Origin of the sequence: Mesorhizobium opportunistum WSM2075 (genome assembly GCF_000176035.2) — a bacterium.
In the GTDB taxonomy this organism is placed as follows: Bacteria; Pseudomonadota; Alphaproteobacteria; order Rhizobiales; family Rhizobiaceae; genus Mesorhizobium; species Mesorhizobium opportunistum.
The window spans coordinates 1,591,389-1,617,217 of record NC_015675.1; the positions used below are offsets into that span (position 1 = coordinate 1,591,389).

At 61.5% G+C, this 25,829-nt stretch carries 21 protein-coding genes and 2 tRNA genes; 11 read left to right on the top strand and 12 right to left on the bottom strand.

Features of this window, described 5'->3' with window-relative positions; translation table 11 throughout:
• The first annotated feature begins 51 nt into the window (after positions 1-51).
• From MESOP_RS07600 to MESOP_RS07610, 3 genes are read left to right on the top strand one after another with little or no spacing between them, the layout of a single operon-like run.
• A complete protein-coding gene (locus MESOP_RS07600; protein ID WP_013892755.1) occupies positions 52-1,326 on the top strand; it encodes an extracellular solute-binding protein in 1,275 nt (424 codons plus the stop codon).
• Between the two features lie 60 nt (positions 1,327-1,386).
• Positions 1,387-2,271 (top strand): carbohydrate ABC transporter permease, encoded by an 885-nt coding sequence (locus MESOP_RS07605; RefSeq protein WP_013892756.1) that lies wholly within the window; start codon positions 1,387-1,389, stop codon positions 2,269-2,271.
• Positions 2,268-3,110 (top strand): carbohydrate ABC transporter permease, encoded by an 843-nt coding sequence (locus MESOP_RS07610; protein ID WP_013892757.1) that lies wholly within the window; start codon positions 2,268-2,270, stop codon positions 3,108-3,110. The genes MESOP_RS07605 and MESOP_RS07610 overlap by 4 nt, the downstream gene beginning before the upstream one ends.
• A gap of 64 nt (positions 3,111-3,174) precedes the next feature.
• Here the strand turns inward: MESOP_RS07610 and MESOP_RS07615 are convergent, their stop codons facing one another.
• Positions 3,175-4,248 carry an ABC transporter ATP-binding protein gene (locus MESOP_RS07615; protein WP_013892758.1) on the bottom strand — a complete coding sequence of 358 codons (1,074 nt, stop codon included), beginning with the start codon at positions 4,246-4,248 and terminating at the stop codon, positions 3,175-3,177.
• 297 nt (positions 4,249-4,545) lie between these two features.
• Positions 4,546-4,659: transfer RNA gene (locus tag MESOP_RS34920), tRNA-OTHER, on the bottom strand.
• A gap of 551 nt (positions 4,660-5,210) precedes the next feature.
• Here MESOP_RS34920 and MESOP_RS07620 point away from each other — a divergent pair.
• A complete protein-coding gene (locus MESOP_RS07620) occupies positions 5,211-6,674 on the top strand; it encodes an AAA family ATPase (protein WP_041164565.1) in 1,464 nt (487 codons plus the stop codon).
• Positions 6,675-7,295: 621 nt separating this feature from the next.
• Here MESOP_RS07620 and MESOP_RS07625 read toward each other — a convergent pair.
• Positions 7,296-7,372: transfer RNA gene (locus MESOP_RS07625), tRNA-Arg, on the bottom strand.
• Positions 7,373-7,490: 118 nt separating this feature from the next.
• A complete protein-coding gene (locus tag MESOP_RS07630) occupies positions 7,491-8,654 on the bottom strand; it encodes a M20 aminoacylase family protein (protein WP_013892760.1) in 1,164 nt (387 codons plus the stop codon).
• 215 nt (positions 8,655-8,869) lie between these two features.
• Between MESOP_RS07630 and MESOP_RS07635 the strand changes: the two genes are divergently transcribed.
• Both MESOP_RS07635 and MESOP_RS07640 read left to right on the top strand, forming a co-directional pair.
• Entirely contained in the window at positions 8,870-10,033 is a 1,164-nt protein-coding gene (locus MESOP_RS07635) for a D-alanyl-D-alanine carboxypeptidase family protein (RefSeq protein ID WP_013892761.1), read from the top strand.
• Positions 10,034-10,038: 5 nt separating this feature from the next.
• Positions 10,039-11,175, top strand: a complete 1,137-nt coding sequence (locus tag MESOP_RS07640) for a CobW family GTP-binding protein (RefSeq protein ID WP_013892762.1) — start codon at positions 10,039-10,041, stop codon at positions 11,173-11,175.
• A 3-nt stretch (positions 11,176-11,178) separates the two neighbouring features.
• On the opposite strand, the gene MESOP_RS07645 is transcribed toward MESOP_RS07640, so the two are convergent.
• The 5 genes from MESOP_RS07645 to MESOP_RS07665 form a co-directional block, all read right to left on the bottom strand.
• Positions 11,179-11,421: a sulfurtransferase TusA family protein gene (locus tag MESOP_RS07645; RefSeq protein ID WP_013892763.1), complete on the bottom strand. Its 243-nt coding sequence runs from the start codon at positions 11,419-11,421 to the stop codon at positions 11,179-11,181.
• 10 nt (positions 11,422-11,431) lie between these two features.
• Positions 11,432-12,730 carry a L,D-transpeptidase family protein gene (locus MESOP_RS07650; RefSeq protein WP_013892764.1) on the bottom strand — a complete coding sequence of 433 codons (1,299 nt, stop codon included), beginning with the start codon at positions 12,728-12,730 and terminating at the stop codon, positions 11,432-11,434.
• Between the two features lie 282 nt (positions 12,731-13,012).
• Positions 13,013-13,963 (bottom strand): acetyl-CoA carboxylase carboxyltransferase subunit alpha, encoded by a 951-nt coding sequence (locus tag MESOP_RS07655; RefSeq protein WP_013892765.1) that lies wholly within the window; start codon positions 13,961-13,963, stop codon positions 13,013-13,015.
• Between the two features lie 98 nt (positions 13,964-14,061).
• Positions 14,062-14,979, bottom strand: a complete 918-nt coding sequence (locus tag MESOP_RS07660; RefSeq protein ID WP_013892766.1) for a site-specific tyrosine recombinase XerD — start codon at positions 14,977-14,979, stop codon at positions 14,062-14,064.
• A 26-nt stretch (positions 14,980-15,005) separates the two neighbouring features.
• Entirely contained in the window at positions 15,006-15,158 is a 153-nt protein-coding gene (locus MESOP_RS07665) for a hypothetical protein (protein ID WP_013892767.1), read from the bottom strand.
• Positions 15,159-15,374: 216 nt separating this feature from the next.
• Here MESOP_RS07665 and MESOP_RS07670 point away from each other — a divergent pair, with 216 nt between their 5' ends.
• The 3 genes from MESOP_RS07670 to MESOP_RS07680 are packed head-to-tail and all read left to right on the top strand — an operon-like array spanning position 15,375 to position 18,017.
• A complete protein-coding gene (locus MESOP_RS07670) occupies positions 15,375-15,986 on the top strand; it encodes a shikimate kinase (protein ID WP_013892768.1) in 612 nt (203 codons plus the stop codon).
• Complete coding sequence (gene aroB / locus MESOP_RS07675; protein ID WP_013892769.1) at positions 15,983-17,119, top strand: 3-dehydroquinate synthase; 1,137 nt, start codon at positions 15,983-15,985, stop codon at positions 17,117-17,119. The genes MESOP_RS07670 and aroB overlap by 4 nt, the downstream gene beginning before the upstream one ends.
• A gap of 1 nt (position 17,120) precedes the next feature.
• Entirely contained in the window at positions 17,121-18,017 is an 897-nt protein-coding gene (locus MESOP_RS07680; RefSeq protein ID WP_013892770.1) for an HlyC/CorC family transporter, read from the top strand.
• Between the two features lie 33 nt (positions 18,018-18,050).
• Here the strand turns inward: MESOP_RS07680 and MESOP_RS07685 are convergent, their stop codons facing one another.
• The 3 genes from MESOP_RS07685 to MESOP_RS07695 are packed head-to-tail and all read right to left on the bottom strand — an operon-like array spanning position 18,051 to position 22,885.
• Positions 18,051-19,595, bottom strand: coding sequence for a SpoVR family protein (locus MESOP_RS07685; protein WP_013892771.1), 1,545 nt, complete (start codon positions 19,593-19,595; stop codon positions 18,051-18,053).
• A 10-nt stretch (positions 19,596-19,605) separates the two neighbouring features.
• Positions 19,606-20,916 carry a YeaH/YhbH family protein gene (locus MESOP_RS07690; RefSeq protein WP_013892772.1) on the bottom strand — a complete coding sequence of 437 codons (1,311 nt, stop codon included), beginning with the start codon at positions 20,914-20,916 and terminating at the stop codon, positions 19,606-19,608.
• A 19-nt stretch (positions 20,917-20,935) separates the two neighbouring features.
• Complete coding sequence (locus MESOP_RS07695; protein WP_013892773.1) at positions 20,936-22,885, bottom strand: PrkA family serine protein kinase; 1,950 nt, start codon at positions 22,883-22,885, stop codon at positions 20,936-20,938.
• Positions 22,886-23,340: 455 nt separating this feature from the next.
• Here MESOP_RS07695 and MESOP_RS07700 point away from each other — a divergent pair, with 455 nt between their 5' ends.
• Complete coding sequence (locus tag MESOP_RS07700; protein ID WP_013892774.1) at positions 23,341-24,147, top strand: alpha/beta hydrolase; 807 nt, start codon at positions 23,341-23,343, stop codon at positions 24,145-24,147.
• A 109-nt stretch (positions 24,148-24,256) separates the two neighbouring features.
• Positions 24,257-25,810 carry an acetolactate synthase large subunit gene (locus MESOP_RS07705; RefSeq protein WP_013892775.1) on the top strand — a complete coding sequence of 518 codons (1,554 nt, stop codon included), beginning with the start codon at positions 24,257-24,259 and terminating at the stop codon, positions 25,808-25,810.
• Positions 25,811-25,829: the final 19 nt, after the last annotated feature.

The following is a 25,829-nucleotide window of genomic DNA, read 5'->3' on the forward strand; positions in this document are numbered from 1 at the left end:
CATTGAAATGTTCAAGGCGGATCTAACCGCCGTACTCGGGAGGAAGCTGAGATGAACTTTCGCAGGATGATGGCCATAGCGGTGGTTGCGGCCGGAGGATTTTGGGCCGTCGCGGCCCAGGCCGAAGAAACCGTCATATGGTGGGATTTCCTCGGCGGGGGTGACGGTGTGCGCATGAAGCAGATGATCACCGACTTCAACACCGCCCACGCCGGCAAGGTCAAGATCGACGCCACGACGCTGGAGTGGGGCACGCCCTTCTACGCGAAGGTGCAGACCTCGGCCGCGGTCGGTGAGGCGCCAGACGTCATGACCTATCACGCCAGCCGCATCCCCTTGGCGGTGAGCCAGGAGATTCTCGAAGAAATCACCGCCGAGGACATGAGCAAGATGGGCCTCTCGGCCTCGGACTTCGCCCAGACGACGATGGACGCCGTGACGGTCGATGGCAAGCAATACGCAGTGCCGCTCGATACCCATCCAATTGTCCTGTACTACAATCGCGTCCTCTTGAAGAAGGCAGGCGTGCTCGGCGACGACGGCCGTCCGGTGGGCATGAGCAACAAAGAGGAATTCACCGCGACATTACAGAAGTTGAAGGATGCCGGCGTCGAGTTCCCGTTGGGCAGCGTCACCGCCGATGGCAACTTCATGTACCGCACCATTTATTCGCTGGTGTGCCAGCAAGGCGGCGAGCTTCTGACGGGCAAGGAGTTCCTCGCTGGCGACAATGCTGAAAAGCTGGCGAAAGCGTTAGCGGTTCTGCAAGGGTGGACGAAGGCTGGGCTGCAGTCGACCTATACGGACTATCCGGCAACCGTTGCCCTGTTCACCTCGGGCAAGGCCGCCATGATGATCAACGGCGTCTGGGAAGTTCCCACGATGACCGACCTCGCCAAGCAAGGCAAGCTGTTCGACTGGGGCGCCGTCGAGATCCCGGTGATCTTCGACAAGCCATGCACCTATGCGGACAGCCACTCGTTCGCGATCCCGAAGAACAAGGGCAAGGAGATCAGCCCGGAAAAGCGTGCCGCCGTTCTCGAGGTGATCTCATGGATGGACAAGCACTCGCTGTTCTGGGCCACGGCAGGCCACATCCCGGCGTACAAGCCAGTCACCGAGACGGCGGAATACAAGGCAATGGAGCCAAATGCGACCTACTCGACGCTGACGGCCAATATGATCTTCGATCCGAAGTCGACCAAAGCTGGCGTCGCCGGGCCGATCTTCGACATCATGTCCAATTATTTCGTGCCAACCCTCAACGGAGAGATGGACCCGGGCGAGGCGGTGAAATCCATCAAGGAAGAGCTGAACAGCATGTAGGGTCTCAAAGGCTGGGACCGCCCTGGCCAGGATGGTCCCAGCCATGTTTGAGGAAGAGCCATGCTTCGCAACTCCCGCACTGAACGTCTTGTCGCGCTGGTGCTGGTCGCTCCCTTCTTGGCGATCTACTTGCTGGCGTTCGTCTATCCGACGGTTCAGATGTTCCGCATCTCCTTCACCGATGCGCCGCTGATCGGTGCGGGTCAGTGGGTTGGTCTCGACAACTACCTGCGGCTCGACAATGACCCGATGTTCCGGCGCGCGGTCTGGAACACTGCTTACTTCGTGCTGATGACGGTCGTCCCGGGAACACTCGTCGCCCTTTTGATCGCGCTTGGCGTGTCACGCCTCAAGGGCCGGTTCCAGGCGGGTGTGCTGGCGTTGTTTTTCCTGCCCTACATCCTACCGGTATCCGTGGTCTATCTGATCTGGGACTGGACATTGAATTTCCAGTTCGGGATCGCGATGCATGTGCTGGACTGGCTGGGAATCGCGCGAGTACCGGTCTTTAAGTCGCGCGCCTGGTTCTTGCCGGCGGTGGCCGGGGTGACGATCTGGTGGACCGCGGGCTTCTCGATCCTCCTCTTCCTCGCCGGACTGCGGTCCATACCAGCGGAGATCTACGAAGCCGCCGCGCTCGACAACTCGACGCGATGGACCACGTTTCGGCGTATCACCTGGCCACTGCTTTGGCCGATCACCTCGCTGGTATTGACCATCCAGCTCATCCTGCAGCTCAAGATCTTCGATCAGGTCTATCTGTTCTCGATCGGCGGCCGGCCGAACGACAATATGGTGCTCGTCTACTACGTCTTCCAGAAGGCTTTCCAGCAGAACCAGGGAGGCAGGGCGGCGGCTGTCGCCGTCACCCTCTTCGTGCTTGTGGTCGTCGTCTCGGTCCTGCAATTCCAGCTGCTCCGGTTCGCCGAAAGGCGGCGCCGATGAACGCCATGGCTGCGCGGCGCTGGAATTTTTGGGGCGGGGTAATCACGGCAACGACGCTCGTCTGGGCCATCCTATGGGCATTCCCGCTCTATTGGGGCGTGATCTCATCGCTCAAACCGGACGACGAAGTCGTCCGGCCTTACATCGAACTCTGGCCCGAGACGCCGACGCTGGAGAACTATATTGACGCCCTGACCACCACGCAGATCGGCACCTGGTACGTCAATTCGGTGGCGGTCGCGGTCGGCGTAACGGCCATCACCATCTTCATCTCGATGCTGTGCGGCTACGCGATCTCGCAGTTGCGGTTCCCGGGGCGGATCGCGCTATGGTGGTTGATACTCGCCTCCTTCATGGTGCCAATTTCGGCGCTGATCATCAATCATTTCGTGCTGGTCGCCAACCTTGGCCTGCTCAACACCTGGGCCGGAATCATGTTGCCGCAGCTTATCCACCCCGTCATCATCATCGTGTACAAGCAGTTCTTCGATCAGGTCCCGAAGGACTTCCGCGAGGCCGCGGTCATGGACAATGCGTCTGAATTCGGGATCCTGTTCAAAATCTACGTGCCCATGAACTGGGGGGTAACGACGGCGCTGTCGATCGTCTGTTTCATCTGGACGTGGAACGCGTTTTTGTGGCCGTTCCTCTCTGTGACCCGCACCGAGATGATGACGATCACCGTCGGCATCACGCAGGTCAATGACGCCTTCGGCGTCTACTACGCGCGCCAGCTGTCGGCAGCTGTGCTGGCCGGCCTACCGGTGGCACTGGCCTACCTCTTCTTCCAGCGCCGGGTAACCGAAGCGATAACGCTCTCGGCAGGTATCAAGGGATAGCCTCGGCCCGCAAGCGAACCGCAATGCCAGAGGGCATGACCCTGCTCGGCGGATTCAGGCCGGGTCAGCGTGCGTGCCAGGTCGATCCGTCCGCGGCGAAGAGATGCAGGGCGGAGATGTCGAACTTCAGCCGAACGGTATCGCCCGGCTTGACGCTCGAGAGCCCGCGATCTTGTGCCGTAACCTGCGTCCCATCGGCGAGCCGCGCATAGACGAGCGTTCGCTCGCCAAGGCGCTCGACAACGGTGGCCGTGGCGGATGCATCTTCGCCGTCGGAGACGACAGTCAGCGATTCCGGCCGCACTCCCAGTTCGCGCCAATCCATGTTGGACGGCGCGCCAGGAAGTTCGACGATCGATCCATCCGTCAAGCGCGCATTGAGCCTGTCGCCTGAGCCCGAAACCGTAACGGGCAGAATGTTCATCGCCGGAGATCCGACGAAGGTCGCGACGAAGCGCGATGCCGGACGTGCATAGACCTCGTCGGGTCTTCCCATCTGCTCTATCCGGCAGTCGTTGAGGATCACAATACGGTCGGCGAGGGTCATCGCTTCCACCTGGTCGTGGGTGACGTAGATCATCGTCGACTTCAAACGTTGATGCAGCTCGGCAAGCTCGACGCGCGTACGGGCCCGAAGCGCCGCGTCCAGATTGGAGAGCGGCTCGTCGAACAGGAATGCCTTGGGCTCCTTGACGATTGCCCGCCCGATGGCCACGCGCTGGCGCTGCCCGCCGGAGAGCTGCGACGGCCGCCGATTGAGCAGCGCTTCGATCTCCAGGATGCGCGCAGCCTCAGCGATCCGCTGGCGTATGACATCCGGCGCGACACGAATGTTCCTCAGCCCAAAGGCCATGTTCTCCGCGACTGTCATATGTGGATAAAGCGCATAGTTCTGGAAGACCATCGCAACGTTGCGCCTGCCCGGCGCCAGGTTCTCCGAGCGCACCCCGTCGATCGTCAGCGTGCCCTCGTCAATGCTTTCGAGGCCGGCGATCATCCGTAACAGCGTCGTCTTGCCAGAACCGGACGGACCGAGAAACACGACCAGCTCTCCTGGTTCAATGTCCAGGCTGACGCCGCGGATCACTTCGACTGCGCCAAAGTGCTTTGATACGCCCGACAGCGCGATTCCCGTCATGCTTGCGATCCTTGTTTCCTCCATAATTTCGGATAAATACCCGATGTCAAGGAACGTGGGGGCTATGGCACAATGAGCGCCCTTATCCCTGGTCCCCGGAACAGCTGCTTTCCAAGCTACCTTGCCAAAAAGCCGACCATCTGCAGGCCCCAAACACGACCCACAGGCTGACGGATTGTTCTCTTGAAAAAGACGGCGTCCATCCAAATCATAAAAGTCAGCGAAATTTGCCTTACTAAGTCTCTCAAAGTTTCTTAGAAAACTGCGGCAGATTTCTCGCTAAATCCTTGAAATGCATGGTGATCCCGACAGGAATCGAACCTGTGACCTACAGATTAGGAATATGATTTCCGCCAAAAAACACAATAAAATCAATATCTTGATGGGCGTCATTTCCATTCTACGGGATTCTACAGAATTGTAGCGTTGTACTAACCAGCGTTGTCCAGATTATCTGGACGTCAATCGCCTATCGCGCTCAATGAACGGGGCTCAGGGATAAGACCATGAAGCGCAGCGAGCCGCTGCGAGGTAGACGAAGGTCGACGCGGGAGCGCCGGCTAAACCCTCACCGTCATCCCAGACGAGATGAACGATAATGACGAGCCAAGACTTCACGGCGAGGCCGGTCGTGCGCCACTCAGCCAGTGAGGGCTTGGCGAGGTCAGAAGGCGATCTTTCTTCGCAACGGCCGTCATGTTGACCAATTGATCCGTCGGGAAACGAGCTAGTGGTCAAAACTTGGACGCTTGATACCCGAAACGGAATACCGCTGCCGACCTCCTTACGGTCGTTCGGGATCCTTCCTTCGCCTACTACAACTTGCCATTGGTCAGTCAGCCGCCGCTGGCGGGGATGCGGAAAACGAACGTATGGTAAAAGTCCAAGCCGCTATCTACAGACTCTCCCTATCCCATCCCGTTTTCCGATGCCATATAGGCGATGAAATAACGGGGGCAACGTTGAAAATAAACGAACTAAAAGGGCGCTCTGCCCATCTCACTAACCTGAACAACATCAACGTAATTATGGGTCGCAACGGCGCGGGAAAGAGCCGCTTCCTTCGTGACATCGAGGAAGTGACCAGCCAGAATAAGCAACTCTTTTATTTTCGCTATGTCAGCCCTGAACGGGCTGGCTCATTCAAGCGCGATGGTTCCGTCCTCACAAATATGAGTAATGACCCCACTTGGCTGCGGCAAGTACGGGCAGTTAATCAGGCCAACAACTTCAAAGCCGCATCGGCGATGCTGTTCCGCGAAGCCGAGACGCTTTATCTACGTCGCCTAGCCAGCACGCCAGAAATCCGAATGGACCCCACGCGCAACTTCCAGACAGATCGGCTGAGTAAGGTAAATCAGCTGCTCACCAATATCTCGCTTGAGATGGGTAACGCCGATTTCGAGTTTCGTTCGCTGACCGATGGCCAGCTAGTAATCCCAGACCAAATCAGCAGCGGCGAATCGGAAGCCGTAGCTCTGGCTTCCGAGATTCTCTATTTCTTTGATACGATAGACCCTGCGAAGACGAATATACTGCTCCTTGATGAGCCGGACGTGCACCTTCACCCCGATCTCCAAGCACGGCTCGGTAAGCTGATCATCGCCATGCTGGACGAGTTCAAGAGCTACGCGGAAAGCATTGCTGTATGCCTCGCCACGCATAGCAGCCCGTTGGTCTGTTCTCTCGCGGATTCGCAATATGTTTCGATCGGCACCAAGAGCTTCGCGGTCGATACGGTTGAACTCAAACCGACCAGCGCCGAGCTTCGCAAGGTTGCCCCATTCTTCGGCCACCCCCTTTCACTTTCGCTAAGCGAAGACGCGGCGTTGATCCTCGAAGGCGAGGACGACGAACGCGTTTGGCAGCAGGCTGCGCGAACGTCGCAGGGCCGGATCAAGGTCTTTCCGGTGCTGGCCGGCAGCGTAGACCAGCAGGGCGAACTAGAGACCTTCTGTGTCAATCTGCTCGATACGCTCTATGACAACCCGGTCGCCTTTTCCCTTCGCGACGGCGACGGCGTGGTTGATCAACCGCTCGAACATCGCCCACCTATCAAGCGCTACCGCCTGCAATGCTATGCAATTGAAAACGCCCTTTTGACTGACCCCTGCCTTGCCGTGATGGGCACGACCTGGGAGGGTTTTGTCGCTGCGGCATTGAAATGGGAGGCTGAAAATCAGGGACACGCAGATAGAACGCTCATTAACGAGCTTGCCGAGTCCAATGATCGGCTGCGGCACAAGAAAATCAAGAAGGTCCGCCAGCTCGTCTGTGCCGTGCTCGAGTGCAAGAAGCCTTGGGAGGTCGTGGTTGGTCAGGCCATCGGAGCGCTAACGAACGAGGATCTCGCAAGTTCGAACATGCTGATTGATTTCCTCGGGGCGGAAATGGTCAGCGACATCATCTTCAGGAACGGGGCATGAGCAACATTGAATAGCGCGAGACCTCGATCTTAGCTGCTATCAAGGATCAGCCAGTGTTGGCTGTCCGCCGCCTGTTCCTACCCGGCGCAATTCGTTGAAGAGATGAACGGCAGCTTTCCCGGCCTAACGGCCCGAAACTTGCTGGTCTGCTTCCCACGGTGAGCGGGCCTACGGCTCCTGAACCAAGCGTCAGAGTTTGACCACTAGCGACTGGCAAAGAGTCTTCGCAACTGGCCGGGCTAATGGTGACGAAAGGGCCCTCCTGAGACTCGCGTTTGGCCGACGTAATCTACGAAGCAGTACGCGGCGATTCCTTCGTTTCCAAATTGAATGGGTGGCCTCTTCCTTTAAGACACTGGAGCGGGGGAAGGAAGCTGTGGTGCCGGTTCGTTGCGTCTCGGGCGATATGCCTTGTCAGCGAGACATCGTCAATGACCGGTCGAGACATGCAACTGAAGCTGTCAAACCCCGTCAAGCAGTTCTACGCAAATCCGTAGAATGGCTTCATTCTACGGATTCTTGGTGATGGAAAGTGGCGAAATTCACGGCTATTCACGTAGAATGGCGATCGGACCCTTTCGGGTCTGACCGCCTAATCAATTGATTTAACATGGTTTTTCGTGGTGATCCCGACAGGAATCGAACCTGTGACCTACAGATTAGGAATCTGCCGCTCTATCCTACTGAGCTACGGGACCACGCGGCCCGACACATAGCCGCTTCGGATCGTTTCGCCAAGAGGCTGGCCGAAGGCAATTCAAGAGGCCGGCCGAAGACAATTCGGCGGCCTCTTGTCATCGTTCGTCACCGCGCGCCTCAGGCGGCCAGCGCGGTTTCGGCCAGTTTCACCCAGTAGCTCATGCCGTGCGGGATGGCCTCGTCGTTGAAATCATAGGCCGGGTTGTGGAGGCCGGCGGTGTCGCCATTGCCGATGAAGATGAAGGCTCCGGGGCGGGCTTCCAGCATGTAGGAGAAGTCCTCGCCGCCCATCACCGGCTGGATGCCGCGGTGGACATGGGCGTCGCCGGCGACGTTGGCCGCGATGTCGCTGGCGAACACCGTCTCTTCCGCGTGGTTGAAGGTCACTGGGTAATTGGCCTGGTAGTCGACCTCGATCTTGGCGCCGAAGGCGATCGCCAGCCCTTCGCAGATGGTGCGGATGCGCTCTTCGGACTTCTTGGCGATTTCCTTGCGCAAGGTGCGCACCGTGCCGGCGATCTCGGCCGATTCCGGAATGATGTTGTAGGCATCGCCGGCATGGAACTTGGTCACCGACACCACCACCGCCTCGACCGGATCGGTGCTGCGCGAAGCGATGGTCTGCAGCGCGCCGACCAGCTGGCTGGTGATGACGATCGGGTCGATCGTGCCGTGCGGCATGGCCGCGTGGCCGCCGCGGCCCTTCACGGTGATGGTGAATTCGGCCGTCGCCGCCATGATCGGGCCCGGCCGGATCGCGAACTGGCCGACAGGCAGGCCCGGCATGTTGTGCATGCCGAACACCTTGGAGATGTCGAAGCGCTCCATCATGCCGTCCTTGACCATCTCGTTGCCGCCGCCGCCGCCTTCCTCGGCCGGCTGGAAGATCACCGCCACGGAGCCCGCGAAATTGCGTGTTTCGGCGAGATATTTCGCCGCGCCCAGAAGCATCGCCGTGTGGCCGTCATGACCGCAGGCGTGCATCTTGCCGGGAACGGTCGAAGCGTAAGGCTTGCCGGTGATCTCGTTGAGCGGCAGCGCATCCATGTCGGCGCGCAGGCCGATGGTGGCGCCGTCGCCCTGGCGGCCACGAATGATGCCAACGACGCCGGTCTTGCCGAGGCCGGTCACCACGTCGTCGCAGCCGAACTCCTTCAGCTTCTCGGTCACGAAGGCGGCGGTCTTGAAGACGTCGAAGTTCAGTTCTGGCGTCTGGTGCAGGTGTTGGCGCCAGCCGGCGACTTCGTCCTGCATCTCGGCGGCTCGGTTCAGGATTGGCATGGTGGTTCCATCTCGCTGTTGGAGCAGGCGGGCTGGCCCGCTGCCTTTCAATTGTGATCGTCAGGCACTTTTGCCATGTTGGCGTCACATAGGGTAAATAGCACCGCAACGATGCGGTCCGTTTTTGAGGGGCGGACTCGTTATGCTGCCGGTCACGTAACGAAATCTTACGGAGCCAGGGGCGACTACGGCAAGAGGCGATTTCGGATTTGATCATGCGGCACAGGCATTTCCTCAAACTATTCTCGGCTGGCGCAATCATGCTGTCGGTCCTGGCTGGGCCGACGCTGGCCAATCCGGTGGTTGTCTTCGACCTCAAGAGCGGGCAGATCCTGCAGCATCAGGATGCCTTCAAGCGCTGGTACCCGGCCTCGCTGAGCAAGCTGATGACCGCCTACGTGACCTTCCGGGCGATCGCGGCCGGCGAAGTCCAGCTCGATTCGCCGATCAAGGTGACGAAACACTCGGCCGCGGAGCCGCCAAGCAAGATGGGCTTCAAGCCGGGTTCGGTGATGCGGCTCGACAATGCGCTGAAGATGATGCTGGTCAAATCGGCCAACGACATCGCCATGGCGGTCGGTGAGAATATCGGCGGCTCGCAAGCGGCCTTTGCCGAACGAATGAACGCCGAAGCAGTCCGGCTCGGCATGAACGGCACCCATTTCGTCAATCCGAACGGCCTTTATTCGCCGGACCAGTACACCACGGCGCGCGACCTTGCCGTGCTGGTGATGGCGATACGCCGGGAATTTCCGCAATATGCGCCATGGTTCTCGATCGAGGGGCTCGCGGTCGGCAAGAAGGCGATCCCGAACTACAATCTCTTGATCGGCCGCTATCCCGGCGCCGACGGCATGAAGACCGGCTTTGTCTGCCCTTCCGGCTTCAACATGATCGGTTCGGCGACGCGCAACGGGCGCACGCTGGTGGCGGTGGTGCTTGGCGAGAAGTCGGCGGTCAGCCGTGCCGAGGCCGCGGCCAGACTGCTCGACCAGGGTTTTGGCGCGCCCGCCGCCGGCTCGGCCACCGTCGCCACGCTGGCGCCCTACGGCGATACGGTCTCGCCCAACGACATGCATGACGAGGTCTGCAAGAAGAAGACGCCGGAGGAGCAATCCGAAGCGCCGCCCGCCTTGGCCAAGGACGTGCCGAAATCGCCCTACCAGGTAAAGCTCGACCATGTGCCGACGCTGGTTGCCGTCGGTCTTGGCGGCGCCACCGGCCCGGCGCCGAAGGCGATACTCGACCAGGGCGGCCAGGAATATGCCGACGTGCCGATCCCGACCTGGCGGCCGGACAAACCCCAGCCCGCGGGCACCGGTCCCAAGGTAGCAGGCGCCGACGCGCAAGGTGACCGGCCCGCCAAGACCGCGAACTGACCGCAATGGCGAGTTTCCCGATACCCGTCTCGGTACTGACCGGCTTCCTCGGCGCCGGCAAGACGACGCTGCTCAACCGGCTGCTGAAGGATCCGGCGCTGGCCGACACGGCGGTCATCATCAACGAGTTCGGCGAGGTGGCGATCGACCATCTGCTTGTCGAGCAGGCCTCCGACGGCATCATCCAGCTTTCCGACGGCTGCCTGTGCTGCACGGTGCGCGGCGAACTGGTCGATACGCTGGCCGACCTGGTCGACCGGCTGCAGACCGGGCGCATCGCACGCCTTGCCCGCGTCATCGTCGAGACCACTGGGCTCGCCGATCCGGCGCCCGTGCTGCAATCGATCATGGCGCATCCGGCGCTGGTCCAGGCTTTCCGGCTCGACGGCGTCATCACGCTGGTCGATGCGGTCAATGGCGACGCCACGCTCGATGCCCATGTCGAGGCGGTCAAGCAGGTCGCGGTCGCCGACCGCATCGTGCTGAGCAAGGCCGACCTGGTTGCCGGCCCCGTAGAACTCGAAATGCTGCGGGCGCGCCTGCGGCAGATCAATCCGGGTGCCGAACTGCTCGATGCCGGCGATACGGGGACGGGCGTGGCGGCGCTGTTCGACTGCGGCCTCTACAATCCAGCCACCAAATCCGCGGACGTGCGGCGCTGGCTCGGCGAGGAAGCGGCGCACGATCACCACCATCATGACCATCACCATGACGGGCACGATCACCATGAAGGGTACGATCACCATGACGGGCACGATCATGGTCACCGGCACGACCAGCGCGTGCGCTCCTATTCACTGGTGCATGATGGTCCGGTGCCGTTTTCGGCCATCGAGATGTTTCTCGACCTTCTGCGCTCGACGCATGGCGAACACCTCTTGCGCATGAAGGGCGTCATCGAATTGCAGGAAGATCCGTCGCGGCCGCTGGTCGTGCATGGCGTGCAGAAGATCCTGCATCCGCCGGTGCAGTTGCCCTCCTGGCCGGACAGCCAACGTGGCACGCGGCTGGTGCTGATCACGCTCGACATGCCGGAAGACTATGTGCGCCGGCTGTTCGCCGCCTTCACCAACCGGCCCTCGATCGACACGCCCGACCGCGCGGCGCTGGAAAACAATCCGCTGGCGATTGCCGGGCGGTAAACGCTACGTTCCCTGCGCGCCGCGTTCGACCAGAAAACGGTGGCCACCCACGACAGCCGCCGTTTCGATCAACTGATGGCCTGCATCCGAGCAAAAGGCAGGGATGTCGATGACAGCCAGAGGATCGGTGGTCTCGAGCCAAAGCCTGCTGCCCGGCAGCATGCCGGCAAGACGTTTTTTCGCTTTAAGCACGGGTAGGGGACAGTTCAGCCCCTTGAGATCATAGATCGCGGTGCGTTCGGCCAAGGATAGAACCTCAGCCGCCGAACATGCCGAGCAGCTTGTTCTTGAGTTTGGTCACCCGGCTCTCATCGGCATTGGCGGCCTGCGTTTCAGCTTCCGGCGCGGCCTCGGTCGGGGCGGCTATGGTGGCGGTGGCGGCAGGCGCCTCCTTGGCGGCCTTGGCCGCTTCCTTCTCGGCGAGCGCCTGTGCCTTGGCGGCTTCCTTGGCCTGCTTGGCAGCCTCTATCGCAGCCAGCCTCTGCTCCTCGGCCTTCTGCTTGGCGGCTTTCTCGGCGTCGAGTGCAGCCATCTTGCGGCCGGTCGGTGAATCGATGCGGCCCATGCGCGTCGTCTCGGTCACCGTGCCATTGGAATTGAGCGAAGGCGGGTCGATCGGCACGCGCTCGCCGCGCGCCCGGCGCTTCGACCAGTCGGAGACGATGCTGGCTTCCTTGATGCCTGCGATGGTCGGCCTGGGCGGCGGCACGCTGGCCTTGAGCGCGCCGGTGAACGCCGCGTCATAGGTGCTCTGATAGGCGTTGTAGGCGCTCTTCAGCGAATCCGGCTGCGTGGTCGCCGGGCACGGTCCGGTCGGATCGAATGTCTGGCCGTCGGGGGCGACCTGGTTGAAGACGTAGCGCTTTTCGCAGACGTCGACCTTCGGCGGCACCTTGGTGATCTCGAAATTGTCGTAGCCGACCTTCAGCATCTTCCAGAACTCGTAGTTCGGGTCGTTGCGATAGCGCGCCATGTTGGCGGCGGTCATGCGGAACGGAAAGGCCTCGACCTGAAACTCGGTCTGCCCGCCCTGGAAGGCGTCGCGGCCGAAGGCATAGATCTGCTCGATCTGCGCGTCGGTCATCGAATAGCAGCCCGAGGACGAGCAGGCGCCGTGCACCATCAGGTTCTGGCCGGTGCGGCCGTTGGCACGGTCATAGGCGTTGGGAAAGCCGATGTTGAAGGATAGATGGTAGTTCGAGCGCGGGTTCATCTGGGACGGGCGAACCGTGTAGAAGCCTTCCGGCGCCTGGCGATCGCCCTCGGTGTATTTCGGACCGAGCTTGCCCGACCATTTGCAGATGTCGTAGCTGGCGACCATGTCGTAACGGCCGTTGGTCTTGGCCTTCCAGATTTCGAGCTTGCCTTCTTCCTTGAAGATACGCGCCATCACCGAGGAGGTGCGCACCATGCCCTTGGCCTTCATGTCGGCCAGGATCTTGTCCGGCAGCGGCTTGTTGGCCTCCGGGGCAAAGTCCTTCATCGACGAATCATTGCAGCCGGCGATAGCGATCGAGGCGACGAGGACTCCGGTACGGGCGAGCTTGGCAAACATGGATACGGCTATGTCTTTTCCCTCGGGCCAATGGCTTCGAAACGGCCGAGCCCACATGCTGAACACCGACGGACCGTAAGCCCGTTAACCTTGAAAATTCCTTACCGCAAGCGTCGGTCAACCCCTTCGCGGCAATTTCCCGAGCCTTCGTGGCAACTTCCCAACCCTTCGTTGCAACTTCATTGACCCGAATGCGGCGGCATTTTTGTGGCGAAATTGCTCATTGACGCCACATTGCGGTGGGCAAGCCGCTTCCGATGACCTCGTTCCGGCGTCAGCGGGTCAGAGGCTGCGCCCCATCGCCAGGTATTTCTCGCGGCGCTGCTCGCGGAAATCGGTGTTGGCGCCGGCAAAGTCCTTCATCGTCTTGGCAATGAGGTCGCCGGTCGCGGCAATCACCGTCTCGGGCGCGCGCTGGGCGCCGCCCATCGGCTCGGGGATGATGGCGTCGATGATCTTCAATTCCAAAAGATCCTGCGCGGTGATCTTCATGTTGGTCGCCGCGTCCTTGGAGCGGGTGGTGTCGCGCCACAAGATCGAGGCCGCGCCCTCCGGCGAAATCACCGAATAGATGGCGTGTTCGAGCATGTAGACACGGTTGGCGGTGGCGATCGCGATGGCGCCGCCAGAGCCGCCTTCGCCGATGACCACCGAAATCGACGGCACCTTGAGCGCAAGGCAGGCCGAGGTCGAGCGGGCGATGGCTTCCGCCTGGCCCCGCTCCTCGGCGCCGACGCCGGGATAGGCACCCGCCGTGTCGACCAGGGTCAGGAGCGGGATCTTGAAGCGATCGGCAAGCTCCATCAGCCGCACCGCCTTGCGATAGCCTTCAGGGCGCACCGAACCGAAATTGTGCTTCAGCCGGCTGGTCGTATCCGAACCCTTCTCCTGGCCGATGATCGCGATGGGCTCGCCGCGGAAGCGGGCGAAACCGCCGACGATCGCCTGGTCCTCACCGAAATTGCGGTCGCCGGCGAGCGGCGTGAAATCGCTGAACAGGCCCTTGATGTAGTCGACGCAGTGCGGCCTGTCGGAGTGGCGTGCCACCTGCACTTTCTGCCAGGGCGTCAGCGCCTTGTAGAGATCGCGCAGCGCGTCGCGCGACCGCTTCTCCAGCCTGGTGATCTCGTCGGCGACATCGACCGCCTCGCCATTCTCGGCAAGCTTCTTCAGCTCGAGGATCTTGAGCTCAAGATCCTGCACCGGCTTTTCGAAATCGAGGTAATTGTACATGCGTGAGCGGACCGATACGTCGGAAGGCAATGACTGCGGAACCGTTTAATCCAAGGCCCCGGGCGGTGAAATGTCGTCCTCACATAGCGATATGAGGCCTAGTCGGCAAGCGGATGATGATCGTTGACCAGCCGCACCAGCCGCTCCTCCAGCACATGGGTGTAAATCTGTGTCGTCGATATGTCGGCATGGCCAAGCAACTGCTGCACGGCCCTGAGATCGGCGCCGTTCTGCAGGAGATGGCTGGCAAAGGCATGGCGCAGCACGTGTGGTGAAACCTTGGCCGAGGCGATGCCGGCCCGCGCCGCCAGCCCTTTCAGATCGCGGGCAAAGACTTGGCGGGAAAGATAGCCGCTGTCGGAGGCGGCCGGAAACAGGAACGGGCTTTCTGCGAAGGCGGGCACTCCGGCCCGGGCGGCAAGCCAGGTTCGCATCGCCGCGCGCGCCTTGGCCGACAGCGGCACCATGCGTTCCTTGTCGCCCTTGCCGCGCACCATGAAGAAGCGGTCGTCGCGCTGCGCCACCGTCACCGGCAGGCCGACCAGTTCGGAAACGCGCAGGCCCGTGGCGTAGAGCACCTCGACCAGCGCATGCAGGCGCAGGGCCGCCAGCCTGTCGGCATGGCCGAGCCCTGCGTCGCCGGCTTCGGTGGCGGCGCGGTCGATCAGCCTGCCGGTGTCGGCCTCGGACATCGTCTTGGGCAGCGGCCGTCCCTTTTTCGGGCTGTCCAGCGTGCCGGTCGGGTCGTCGCCGCGCAGGCCCTCGGCGTAGAGAAACTTGAAGAACTGGCGGATCGCCGACAATTTGCGCGCCTGTGACGTCGGCGCGAAGCCGCGGGCGGCGATGTCGTCGAGATAGGCGCGGATGTCGGCGGCCGCCGCACCGGCAAGCCCGCCATCGATCTCGTTCGAAGCGTCTTCGAGATCGCGGCGATAGGAGGAAAGCGTGTTCTCGGCAGCACCACGCTCGGCGCTCATCATTTCCAGGAAGGCCTCGATGCGGGCGGCGCTGTTCATCCTTGAGGATCAGTTCTTCTTGGGATTCAGTTCTTTTTGGGATTCAGCTTTTCCAACGGGATGCGCACGCTCATCTCCGCTTTTTTCGGTTCGACGAACATCACCAGCGCGAACATCGTACCATAGGCAATGCCGGCCAGAATCGCGAGGGTCACGACAAAGCGAAACAGTGTCGGCATCAATCTTCGCCCGTCTTCTTGTTCTGCGTTCCCAGCCCTGTGCCCTTATGGGACGCCAATCCGGCCAATTCAAGGACGAAGCGGAGGCTTGTTAGCAACTTCTGATGCAGGCATTCCTTGGCCGATATAGGCTTGCCTCTACTCGGCATGCTTGACGCAAACGGGCTTTTCATGTCGATACGCCGGCAAAGAGGGCCCCAGAACCGTCATGGTGTCATGAACGCGCTACACGCAAATCCTCCAGGCGAGACCAGCGCCGCGCTGGTTAACCGGCTGGGCAGCCGGTCCATCGTCTTTGTCGGGCTGATGGGCGCCGGCAAGACGGCGATCGGCCGCAAGGTGGCGACGATGCTTTCGCTGCCCTTCATCGACAGCGACCAGGAGATCGAAAGCGTCTCGCGCATGACCGTGCCGGAGCTGTTCGAGCGCTATGGCGAAACCGAGTTCAGGGCGCTGGAACAGCGTGTCATCCTGCGCGTGCTGGAAAATGGCCCCCAGGTGCTCTCCACGGGCGGCGGCGCCTTCATGAACGCACAGACGCGCGAGGCCATCGCCACGCATGGCGTGTCGGTGTGGCTGAAGGCCGAGCTCGACCTCTTGATGGAACGCGTCTCCAAGAAGCAGAACCGGCCGCTGTTGAAGAGCGCCGATCCCCGTGCCGTGCTGGAGCGGCTGATGGGCGAACGCTATCCAGTCTACGCAACCGCTGATGTCACCGTGCCGACCCGCGACGACCGCAAGGAAATCATCGCCGCCGAGGTGCTGGAGGCGCTCTGCCGGCATTTCGGCATCGAGGAAAATGCCGCGACAGGCGAGGTCGAATCGTGAGCGTGGATCAGCCTGTCACCGTCGAAGTCGGGCTTGGCGACCGGGCCTACGACATACTCATCGGCTCAGGGTTGCTGTCTTGCGCGGGTGAGGAGATCTCGCGCCGGCTGCCGGGCACGCGCGCGGCCGTCATCACCGACGCCAATGTCGCGGCGGTGCATCTCGAGGCGCTGAAGACCGGGCTCGAAAAGGGCGGCATCCAGCCCGCCGTCATCACATTGCCGCCCGGCGAGAAGACCAAGAGTTTTGTCCATCTCGAAGAGGTGGTCGACGGTGTGCTGGCCGCCAGGCTGGAGCGCGGCGACATCGTCATCGCCTTGGGCGGCGGCGTCATCGGCGACCTTGCCGGCTTTGCCGCCGGCATCGTGCGGCGCGGCATGAATTTCGTGCAGATCCCGACCTCGCTGCTGGCCCAGGTCGATTCCTCCGTCGGCGGCAAGACCGGCATCAACAGTCCACGCGGCAAGAACCTCGTCGGTGTTTTCCATCAGCCGAAGCTGGTGCTGGCCGACACCGAAGTGCTCGACACGCTGCCGATCCGCGAATTCCGCGCCGGCTATGCCGAGCTCGCCAAATACGGGCTGATCGACCGGCCGCAATTCTTCGCCTGGCTGGAAGAAAACTGGAGGCAGGTGTTCGCCGGCGGCCCGGAGAGGGCGCAGGCGATTGCCGAGGCCTGTCGCGCCAAGGCCGACGTCGTCGCCCGCGACGAGTTCGAGACCGGCGACCGGGCGCTGCTCAATCTCGGCCACACGTTCGGCCACGCGCTGGAAGCCGCCACGCAGTATGACGGCGCCCGCCTCGTCCATGGCGAGGGGGTCGCCATCGGCATGGCACTGGCGCACCGGTTCTCCTCGCGCCTCAATCTGGCCAGCCCCGACGACGCGGCGCGCGTCGAGACCCATCTGCGCGCCGTTGGGCTGCCGTGGCGCATGGCCGACATTCCTGGCGATCTGCCTGACGCCGAGGCACTGCTGGCCTTCATCACCCAGGACAAGAAAGTGTCGCGCGGCGCGCTGACCTTCATCCTGACGCGCGGTGTCGGCCAGGCCTTCATCGCCAAGGACGTGCCGGCTTCGGAAGTGCTGTCGTTCCTCCGGGAGAACCACCCGGCCAACGGGAAAGCCGGCTGAGATGAGCAACCAGACGGGCTGGGTCGTCGTCGCCGTCCTTGCAATCCTCATCCTGCTGATCGTTGCCGTGCGCACGCGCCTGCTTGCCATGTTCGGCTACGAGCTGTCGCGCATCGAGCCGCAGCGCTCGAGCCAGGACGAGTTGCGCGGTGCGGTCGACGATTTCCGCCGCGACGGTCAGGTGGTGCGCGAGGATCGTGATCGCATTGGCGGCCTGTTCGATCTCGAGGAGCTCGAAGTCTCCGATGTCATGGTGCACCGCACCAACATGCGCTCGGTCAATGCCGACAATGCGCCGGAAGCGGTGGTGCGCGAGATCCTGCAGAGCCCGCACACGCGCATGCCGTTGTGGAAGGGCTCGCTCGACAACATTGTCGGCGTGCTGCACGCCAAGGACCTGCTGCGCGCGTTGAACGAAGTCGGCAACGACTTTTCCAAGATCGACGTGATGAAGATCGCCTCGAAACCCTGGTTCGTGCCGGACACCACGACGTTGCAGGAACAGCTCAACGCCTTTCTGCGCCGTAAGGCGCATTTTGCCGTCGTCGTTGACGAATATGGCGAGGTCGAAGGGCTGGTGACGCTGGAGGATATCATCGAGGAGATCGTCGGCGAGATCGCCGACGAGCATGATGTCGACATCCATGGCGTCAAGCAGGAGGCCGACGGTTCCGTCGTCGTCGAGGGCACGGTGCCGATCCGCGACCTGAACCGGGCGCTCGACTGGAACCTGCCCGACGAGGAGGCGACCACCATTGCCGGCCTCGTCATTCACGAGACGCAGTCGATCCCCGAGGAAAAACAGGCTTTCACCTTCCACGGCAAGCGCTTCACCGTGATGAAACGCGACAAGAACCGGATTGCCCGGTTGAGGATCAGGCCGGCCGTGGACACTTAAGCGCCTCGCGCTGAGACGGATCCCGTCCGGCGCTCAGCAATCCTTGGTCCAGCGTTCGCTGAGCGTTGCGTCTGTTTCCGCATCGACCGACGCCAGGCTGACCTCATAGCCCCAAAGGCTTCGGATGTGGCGAAGTGTTGCGTCGCGGCTCTCATTGTCGAGCAGGACGCCGTCCTTCACCTTGTGCTGAAGTCGCAAATGCCGGTCGCCGAGCAAGTCCACGTCCACGATCTGGATATCGGGCCGGTTTGCGCCCCAATCATAGTTTTGGGCCAGCGCGGCCCGTATCTTGCTGTAGCCCCGCTCGTCGTGGATCGATGCGACTTCGTAGTGCGGTCGGTCGGAGCCGTCGGCCAGCACGAAGAGCCGCCATTTCCGGATCAGGGTCGGACTGAGATATTGGCGAATGAAGGATTCGTCCCGGTGATTGGCCCAGGCGTCGAGCAAGGTTTCGAGCCAGTCGCCGCGGCCGGCAATGTCGGGAAACCAGTCGCGGTCTTCCGCCGTCGGCTCGGTCGAGATGCGCTGGATGTCCTGCATCATGTCAAGGCCGAGGGCATAGGGGTTGATGCCGGAAAACCGCGGGTCGTCGAAGGAAGGCTGGAAGATCACGTTCGAGTGGTTGCGCAGGATTTCGAGCATGGTGCCTTCATTGATCCGGCCACGGTCGAACAACATGTTCATCAAGGTATAATGGACGAAAGTGGCGCACCCCTCATTCATGACCTGGGTTTGCCGCTGCGGGTAAAAATACTGTGCGATGACCCGGACAATGCGGAGGATCTCGCGTTGCCAAGGTTCCAGGACGAGGCTGTTCTTTTCCAGGAAATAGAGCAGGTTCTCCTCGGGCAGGCTCAGCGATTTTTTCCGTTCAGCCAAGACTTCTTCCCCGGCTTCGGCCTTGTCGGCGTCCTGCACCGGAGGCAGAGTCCGCCACAGATCATTGTAGGAGCGCTCCTCGTATTCGAGACGTTCGCGAAGGCCTTCGCGTTGCTGTTCCGACGAGAGTTTCGGCGGCCGGTGGTATCGGAACACGCCTTGCTCCATCAGCGCGTGAGCCGAATCGAGAACCGCTTCCACGGCGGCGAGACCGTAACGCTCCTCGCACCGGGCGATGTAACCTTTCGCGAAGTCCAGATAGCTCAGAATCCCGCCTGCGTCCGTCCACTGGCGGAAAAGGTGATTGTTCTTGAAGAAATGGTTATGTCCGAGTGCCGCATGGGCCGTCACCAGGGCCTGCAGGGCCATGGTGTTTTCTTCCATCAGGTAGACGATGCAGGGATCGGAATTGATGACCAGCTCATAAGCCAGCCCGCGCCCACCTTTGCGGTAGAGAAGCTCGTTGTAGAGGAAATGCTTACCGAACGACCAATGCCGGTACATCAGCGGCATGCCGACCGAGGAGTAGGCGTCGAGCATCTGCTGCGAGGAAATAACCTCCATCTGCACCGGGTAGGTGTCGAGGTGAAGCTGATCAATCGCGATTGCCTCGATCTCGTCATAGGCTCGCGACAGTGTCTTGAAGTCCCAGTCGGACCCTGAGAAAAGCAACCTGGATTTACCGGCTTGGCTAGCCATCCGACATACCTCACGCGCTCGCACGCATTGCCGGCTGCCTGGCGAAGAGCTCGCGAAAGACGGGGTAGATATCCGCTGGGGATGCGATGCGCCGCATCTGGAAATTCGGCCATTTCTGCTCGATGGCGCTGTAGGCGCGCCAAAGCGAGGTGCCATTTTCGGTCGACCCAAAAATATGGCTTTCGCGCTCGTCGATGATCTCCACATAGGCGAAATACTGGCACAACCGCATCAGTTTGCCGCCGAGCAGCTCGATGCAGCGTTCGGAATCGGTGGCGAAATTGTCGCCGTCGGAGGCCTGGGCGGCATAGATGTTCCATTCCGTCGGCGGATAGCGCTGTTCAATGGTGCGGTGCATTTCCTCGAGCGCCGTGGAAACGACCGTGCCGCCGCTCTGGGTATGGTAGAAGAACGTCTGCTCGTCGACCTCCTGGGCCTCGTGGGTGTGACGAATGAAAACGATGTCCGTCCGCTCATAACGCCGCGTCAGGAATAGGTGGAGCAGCACGAAGAAGCGTTTGGCCAGATCCTTTTCGCGCTCCCCCATCGATCCCGAAACGTCCATAAGGCAGAACATGACGGCGCTGGCATTGGGCTGCGGCTGGGGGTCGAAGCGGTTGAAGCGGATGTCGACCGGGTCGACATAGGAAATTCGCCGGCGACGACGCTCCATCAAATCGAGTTCTTCGCGCAGGGCAGCGATGCGTTCGCGCCTTGCCGCGTTCGGGGGTTGCGCTTCGAGCAGTGCAAGCTGGCGGGCGATCTCATCCAATTGCGCCTGTTTGGGACGCCGGAGCGCAATGCGGCGACCATGGCTGTTGCGCATCGTGCGGCCGACATTGATGTTGGTCGGCGAGCCGCTGGCGCTGAAGCCCGCCCGCTTCGGCTTGAACGTCAATATCTGCTTGAGATTGAGCTTGACCAGATCGGGCAGTTCAAGATCCTCGAAGAAAAGATCGAGAACCTCCTCGCGTGACAACATGAAACGAAAATCGTCTTCGGATTCGCTATTTCCCGGAGACGAAGAGCCCACGCCTCCCAGACCTGGCTTTGGGATCAGATCTCCTGAAATGTAAGTTCTGTTGCCAGGCAAGATATGCTGGCGCCGGCCGCTGTCCCTGGCATCGCTGAAGACCGGCTCGCTGGTGCCTTTCCGGGGCATGGGCACGGCATGCTCCCGGTCAACCTCGGCGATGCGGCCGGCGCGGACCTGGTCGCGGATGTTTCGCTTGAGTTCCTCCCGCGCGCGCTTCAGAAACCGCTGGCGGTTGCCCAGGCTTTTGTCCTTCGGATTCAGGCGTCTGTCGATAAAGATCGGCATGGAAGCATCCGGGCCTGCCTCAACCCGCCTTGTTCACACGCATGTACCAGTCGACAAGCCGGCGCACCTGCCGCTCGGTGTAACCACGTTGCACCATGCGCTGCACGAATTCATTGTGGCGTTTTTCCGTCACGCTGTCCTGTTTGGAGCCGAAACTGATCACGGGCAGAAGGTCTTCAACCTGTCCGAACATCCGCTTCTCGATCACTTCACGCAGCTTTTCATAGCTGGTCCATGACGGATTGCGGCCATGGTTGCGCGCCCGGGCGCGCAATGTGAATTTGACCACTTCGTTGCGAAAATCCTTGGGATTGGCGATGCCGGCCGGCTTTTCGACCTGCGACAGTTCCTTGTCCAGGATCTCGCGGTCGAGGATCTGGCCGGTATCGGGGTCCTTGTAGTCCTGATCCTCGATCCAGGCATCGGCATAGGCGATGTAGCGGTCGAAAAGGTTCTGGCCATATTCGCTATATGACTCCAGATAGGCCTTCTGGATTTCGTGGCCGATGAACTCGGCATAGCGGGTCGCGAGCTCCGACTTGATGAATTCGAGATAGGCGGCTTCCGTTTCCTTCGGGAACTGCTCGCGCTTGATCGCCTCTTCCAGGATGTACATCAGGTGCACCGGGTCCGCCGCGACCTCGTTGGTGTCGTAGTTGAACGTCTGCGACAGGATTTTGAAGGCGAAGCGCGTGCTTACGCCGGTCATGCCCTCGTCGACGCCGGCTGCGTCGCGATACTCCTGAACGGACTTGGCCCTGGGATCGACCTCCTTGAGGTTTTCACCGTCATAGGCGCGCATCTTGGTATAGAGCGGCGAATTGTCGTGCTCGGCAAGGCGAGTCGAGACGGTGAACCGGCTGAGAATGTCCAGCACTTCAGGTGCGCACGGGCTGCCGGCCAGTTCGCTCTCGCGCAGCAATTTCTCGTAAATATGCCTCTCTTCGGTGATCCGCAGGCAATATGGCACCTTGACCACGAGGATGCGGTCCAGAAAGGCCTCGTTGTTTTTGTTGTTCTTGAACTGCTGCCATTCCGATTCGTTGGAATGGGCAATGATGATGCCCTGATAGGGGAAGGCGCCGAAATTCTCAGTGCCATTGTAGCTGCCTTCCTGGGTCGCCGTGAGCAGCGGGTGCAGGACCTTGATGGGCGCCTTGAACATCTCGACGAATTCGAGCAGGCCTTGCGTGGTCCGGTTCAGGCCGCCGCTGTAGGAATAGGCGTCCGGATCGGACTGGCTGAAATTTTCCAATTGCCTGATGTCGACCTTGCCGACCAAGGCCGAGACGTCCTGGTTGTTCTCGTCGCCGGGCTCTGTCTTGGCAATGCCGATCTGGCGCAGCCGCGACGGCATCAGCTTGACGACACTGAACTTGGAAATATCGCCCGACAGTTCGTCGAGCCGCTTGGCCGCCCAGGGCGAGATAAGTCCGTTGAGACGGCGCCGGGCTATCCCGTATTTATCCTCCAGCAGGTCTCCCATGCGGTCGGGATGGAAAAGGCCAAGCGGCGATTCGAAAATCGGACTGATCTGGCTGCCGGCCTTCAGCGTGTAGATCGGCCGTTCCTCCATCAGTTTCTTCAGCCGTTCGGCAAGGGAGGATTTGCCGCCGCCGACGGGGCCGAGGAGGTAGAGGATCTGCTTGCGCTCCTCCAGTCCCTGAGAGGCATAGCGGAAATATCCGGCGATGCGCTCGATCGTGTCCTCCATCCCGTAGAACTCGGAGAAGGATGGATAGACCTTGACGGTGCGGTTCGAAAAAATGCGGCCGAGCCGTTCATCCTTGCTGGTGTCGACCAGGTTCGGTTCGCCGATTGCCTCGACCATCCGTTCAGGCGCCGAGGCATACATCGACTTGTCCTCTCGGCAAGCAAGGAGATACTGCTGGAGGCTGATTTCTTCCTGGGCCGCGTTCGCATAAATCTCCGAAAACAGATCGAAGACGTCGGACTGATTCTCACGCATGATGCTTTGCCCTCAGAGCCGTTCTGGCTGTCAGCTAGCTCATCATATTCAACTGCCGGAGCGCATTGTGGTTCCCTTCACATGAAGGAGAGAATGTGCATTTGGCAGTGAAGCCTGGGACGCCACCCCGTGTGGCCGGAATGCTTATCCAATACTGAAGGTGGTGATGGCGCGATGAGATCGTCAAGGGGCAGATATGATTTCGTGAACTGAACAAAAAGGAGCCGTGCATTTGAAGCGGGCTGATACGGCGAGAGTTACGGCCCGATGCGAGTTCGACGAAGGGCGGTCGATCCGGCCTCGTCGACAGCGGTGAGTCCCAAGATATCGAATGTCATTCTCGTAGTTTGGATCGATGGTCGATCGCCAAGCCGTACCTCTGGTATTACCAATCCTTGACTGGACGCTCGTGGCGCCTGCGGGCACTCTTTGGCCGATACGGTCGGGAGACCATGATGATCGATCGACGAAGCCTGATTCTGGCCGCGGTGACGGCGCTGTTGCCATTGGGAGCATCGGCGGCATGGCGCCTGCGCCAGCCCGCGCCAACGACCTTCGACTATGGGCCGGCCAAACTCGACATCTATGCTCCCGATGGCGCGAAAAACCTGCCGGTGGTGTTTTTCGTCCATGGCGGGGCCTGGCAGTTCGGCAAACGCAGCCAGGTGGGTGCAAAGCCGGCTTTCCTGCTCGCCAATGGGTTCTGCTTCGTTTCCATCGACTATCGCATGCTGCCGCAGGTGGATGTCGCCACCCAGGCCAGCGATGTCGAAAAGGCCTATGCCTATGTCAGGGCCAATATTGCCGGGCATGGCGGTGATCCCAGGCGCATCGTCGGCATGGGGCATTCGGCCGGCTGCCATCTGATCGCGCTGACGGGAATGCGCGGCGGGCTGCCAGGCGTCGCCGGGCTGCTTCTCGACGATACCAGGGCCTATGATCTCGCCAGGCTTGAGAAAAATGGCGGTATGGTGCGAGCCTATGCCCGGGTGTTTTCCGATCCATCGCAATGGGCGGCATTGTCGCCGGCGAGCCATGTCGACGGCAGCAAGCATCCGCCGACCTTCATCGCCTATTCCCGCGCCGAGGGTCGCGGCGAGGAGTCGAAAGCCTTTGCCGAGCGCTTGCGCGCCACCGGTACCAAGGTCACGCTGTTCGACGGCAGCGCCTATACGCACATGTCGATCAATCGCGATTTCGGCGAAGACGGCGACGCGCTGACGGCGGCCGCGCTGGCTTTCCTGAAGTCGACGGTCGGCTGAAGGGGAGCGCAGGCGTCAGCGGCACTGGATCAGACCAAAAGCGGCGGCGGGATATTGCCGTGCGGCCATCGGCGAGTGCTATTGGCTTCGTGATGGGGAGAAAAATTGCATGAATGGCGCCGATGTCCTGTGCGATGTGCTTTTGGCCAATGACGTGACGGTCTGTTTCGCCAATCCCGGCACATCCGAAATGCATTTCGTCGCCGCGCTTGACCGCAAACCGCGGATGCGTTGCGTGCTCGGCCTTTTCGAGGGCGTGGTGACCGGTGCCGCCGACGGCTATGCGCGCATGACCGACCGTCCCGCCGCGACTTTGCTGCATACGGGGCCTGGTCTGGCCAATGGCCTGGCCAACATGCACAACGCCCGGCGCGCCTTGAGCCCGATGATCAACATCGTCGGCGACCATGCCTCCTATCATTTGCCGCTCGACGCACCACTCACCAGCGATATCGAGGGCCTCGCGGCGCCGATGTCGAACTGGGTCGGCCGCGTCAAAGGTCCTGAGGATGTCGCGCCGGCAGCCGAAGCCGCCTTTCGCGCCTCGCTGACGCCGCCGGGCGTCGCGACGCTGATCCTGCCGGCGGATGCCGCCTGGGGTGAAGTCGGCGCGGTCCCGGTCGGCAAGGTGAAGCTGGCGCCGACGCGAGCCGCCGACATGGACGCCGTACGCAAGATCGCCGCGGCGATCCGTGCCGCTCCGGGGCGGGTCGGCATGATCGTGCGCGGGCGCGCCGCGCGCGCCGATGCGCTCGACATTGCCGGCCAGATTTCCACCGCAGGCGGTGTCCGTCTGTTCAGCGAGGTCCTGACCGCGCGGATGCAGCGCGGACGCGGGCGCGTGGCGCCGACCCGTATTCCCTATCCGGTCGATGCCGCGACGGCGCTGCTCAGGGACATCGACGTCCTGGTGCTGGTCGGCGGCAAGGAGCCGGTCGCCTTCTTCGCCTATCCGGGAAAACCCGGACGGCTGGTCCGCGAAGACTGTCAGGTGCTGACGCTCGCCGCCCATGGCGACGATCTCCATGCGGCGCTGGAAGCGCTTCGCGAGGAACTGGGCATCAAGCCATCGCAGCAGACGGCGTTCGCGGCCGCTTTCCCGGACGAGGCAACGCCGAATGGCAAGTTGACCGAAGATGCCATCGCGCTGTCGGTGGCGCGCAAGCTGCCGGACAATGCGATCATCTGCGACGAAGCGGTCACCTCGGCGCGGCGCTTTTTCGCGCTGTCGGCATATGCGGCGCCGCACGACTACATGATGGGTACGGGCGGATCGATCGGCGGCGGCATCCCGATGGCGACCGGGGCGGCAGTCGCCTGTCCCGACCGCAAGGTGATCAATCTGGAGGCCGACGGCAGCGGCATGTACACGGTGCAGGGGCTGTGGACCCAGGCCCGGGAAAATCTCGATGTGGTGACGATCGTCTTTTCCAACCGCACCTACGCCATCCTGCATGGCGAGATGAAGAATGTCGGCGTCGGGGCGATCGGCGAGAACGCCAGGCGCATGCTCGACCTCGACCATCCGCCGCTGGACTGGGTCTCGCTGGCAAAAGGCATGGGCGTGGAGGCCGCGCGCGCCGAGACCTGCGAACGGTTCGATGCGCTTCTGGACAGTGCCTTGTCGCGGCGGGGGCCGTTCCTGATCGAAGCGGTGCTCTGAGCGCCCGTGACAGGGCTGG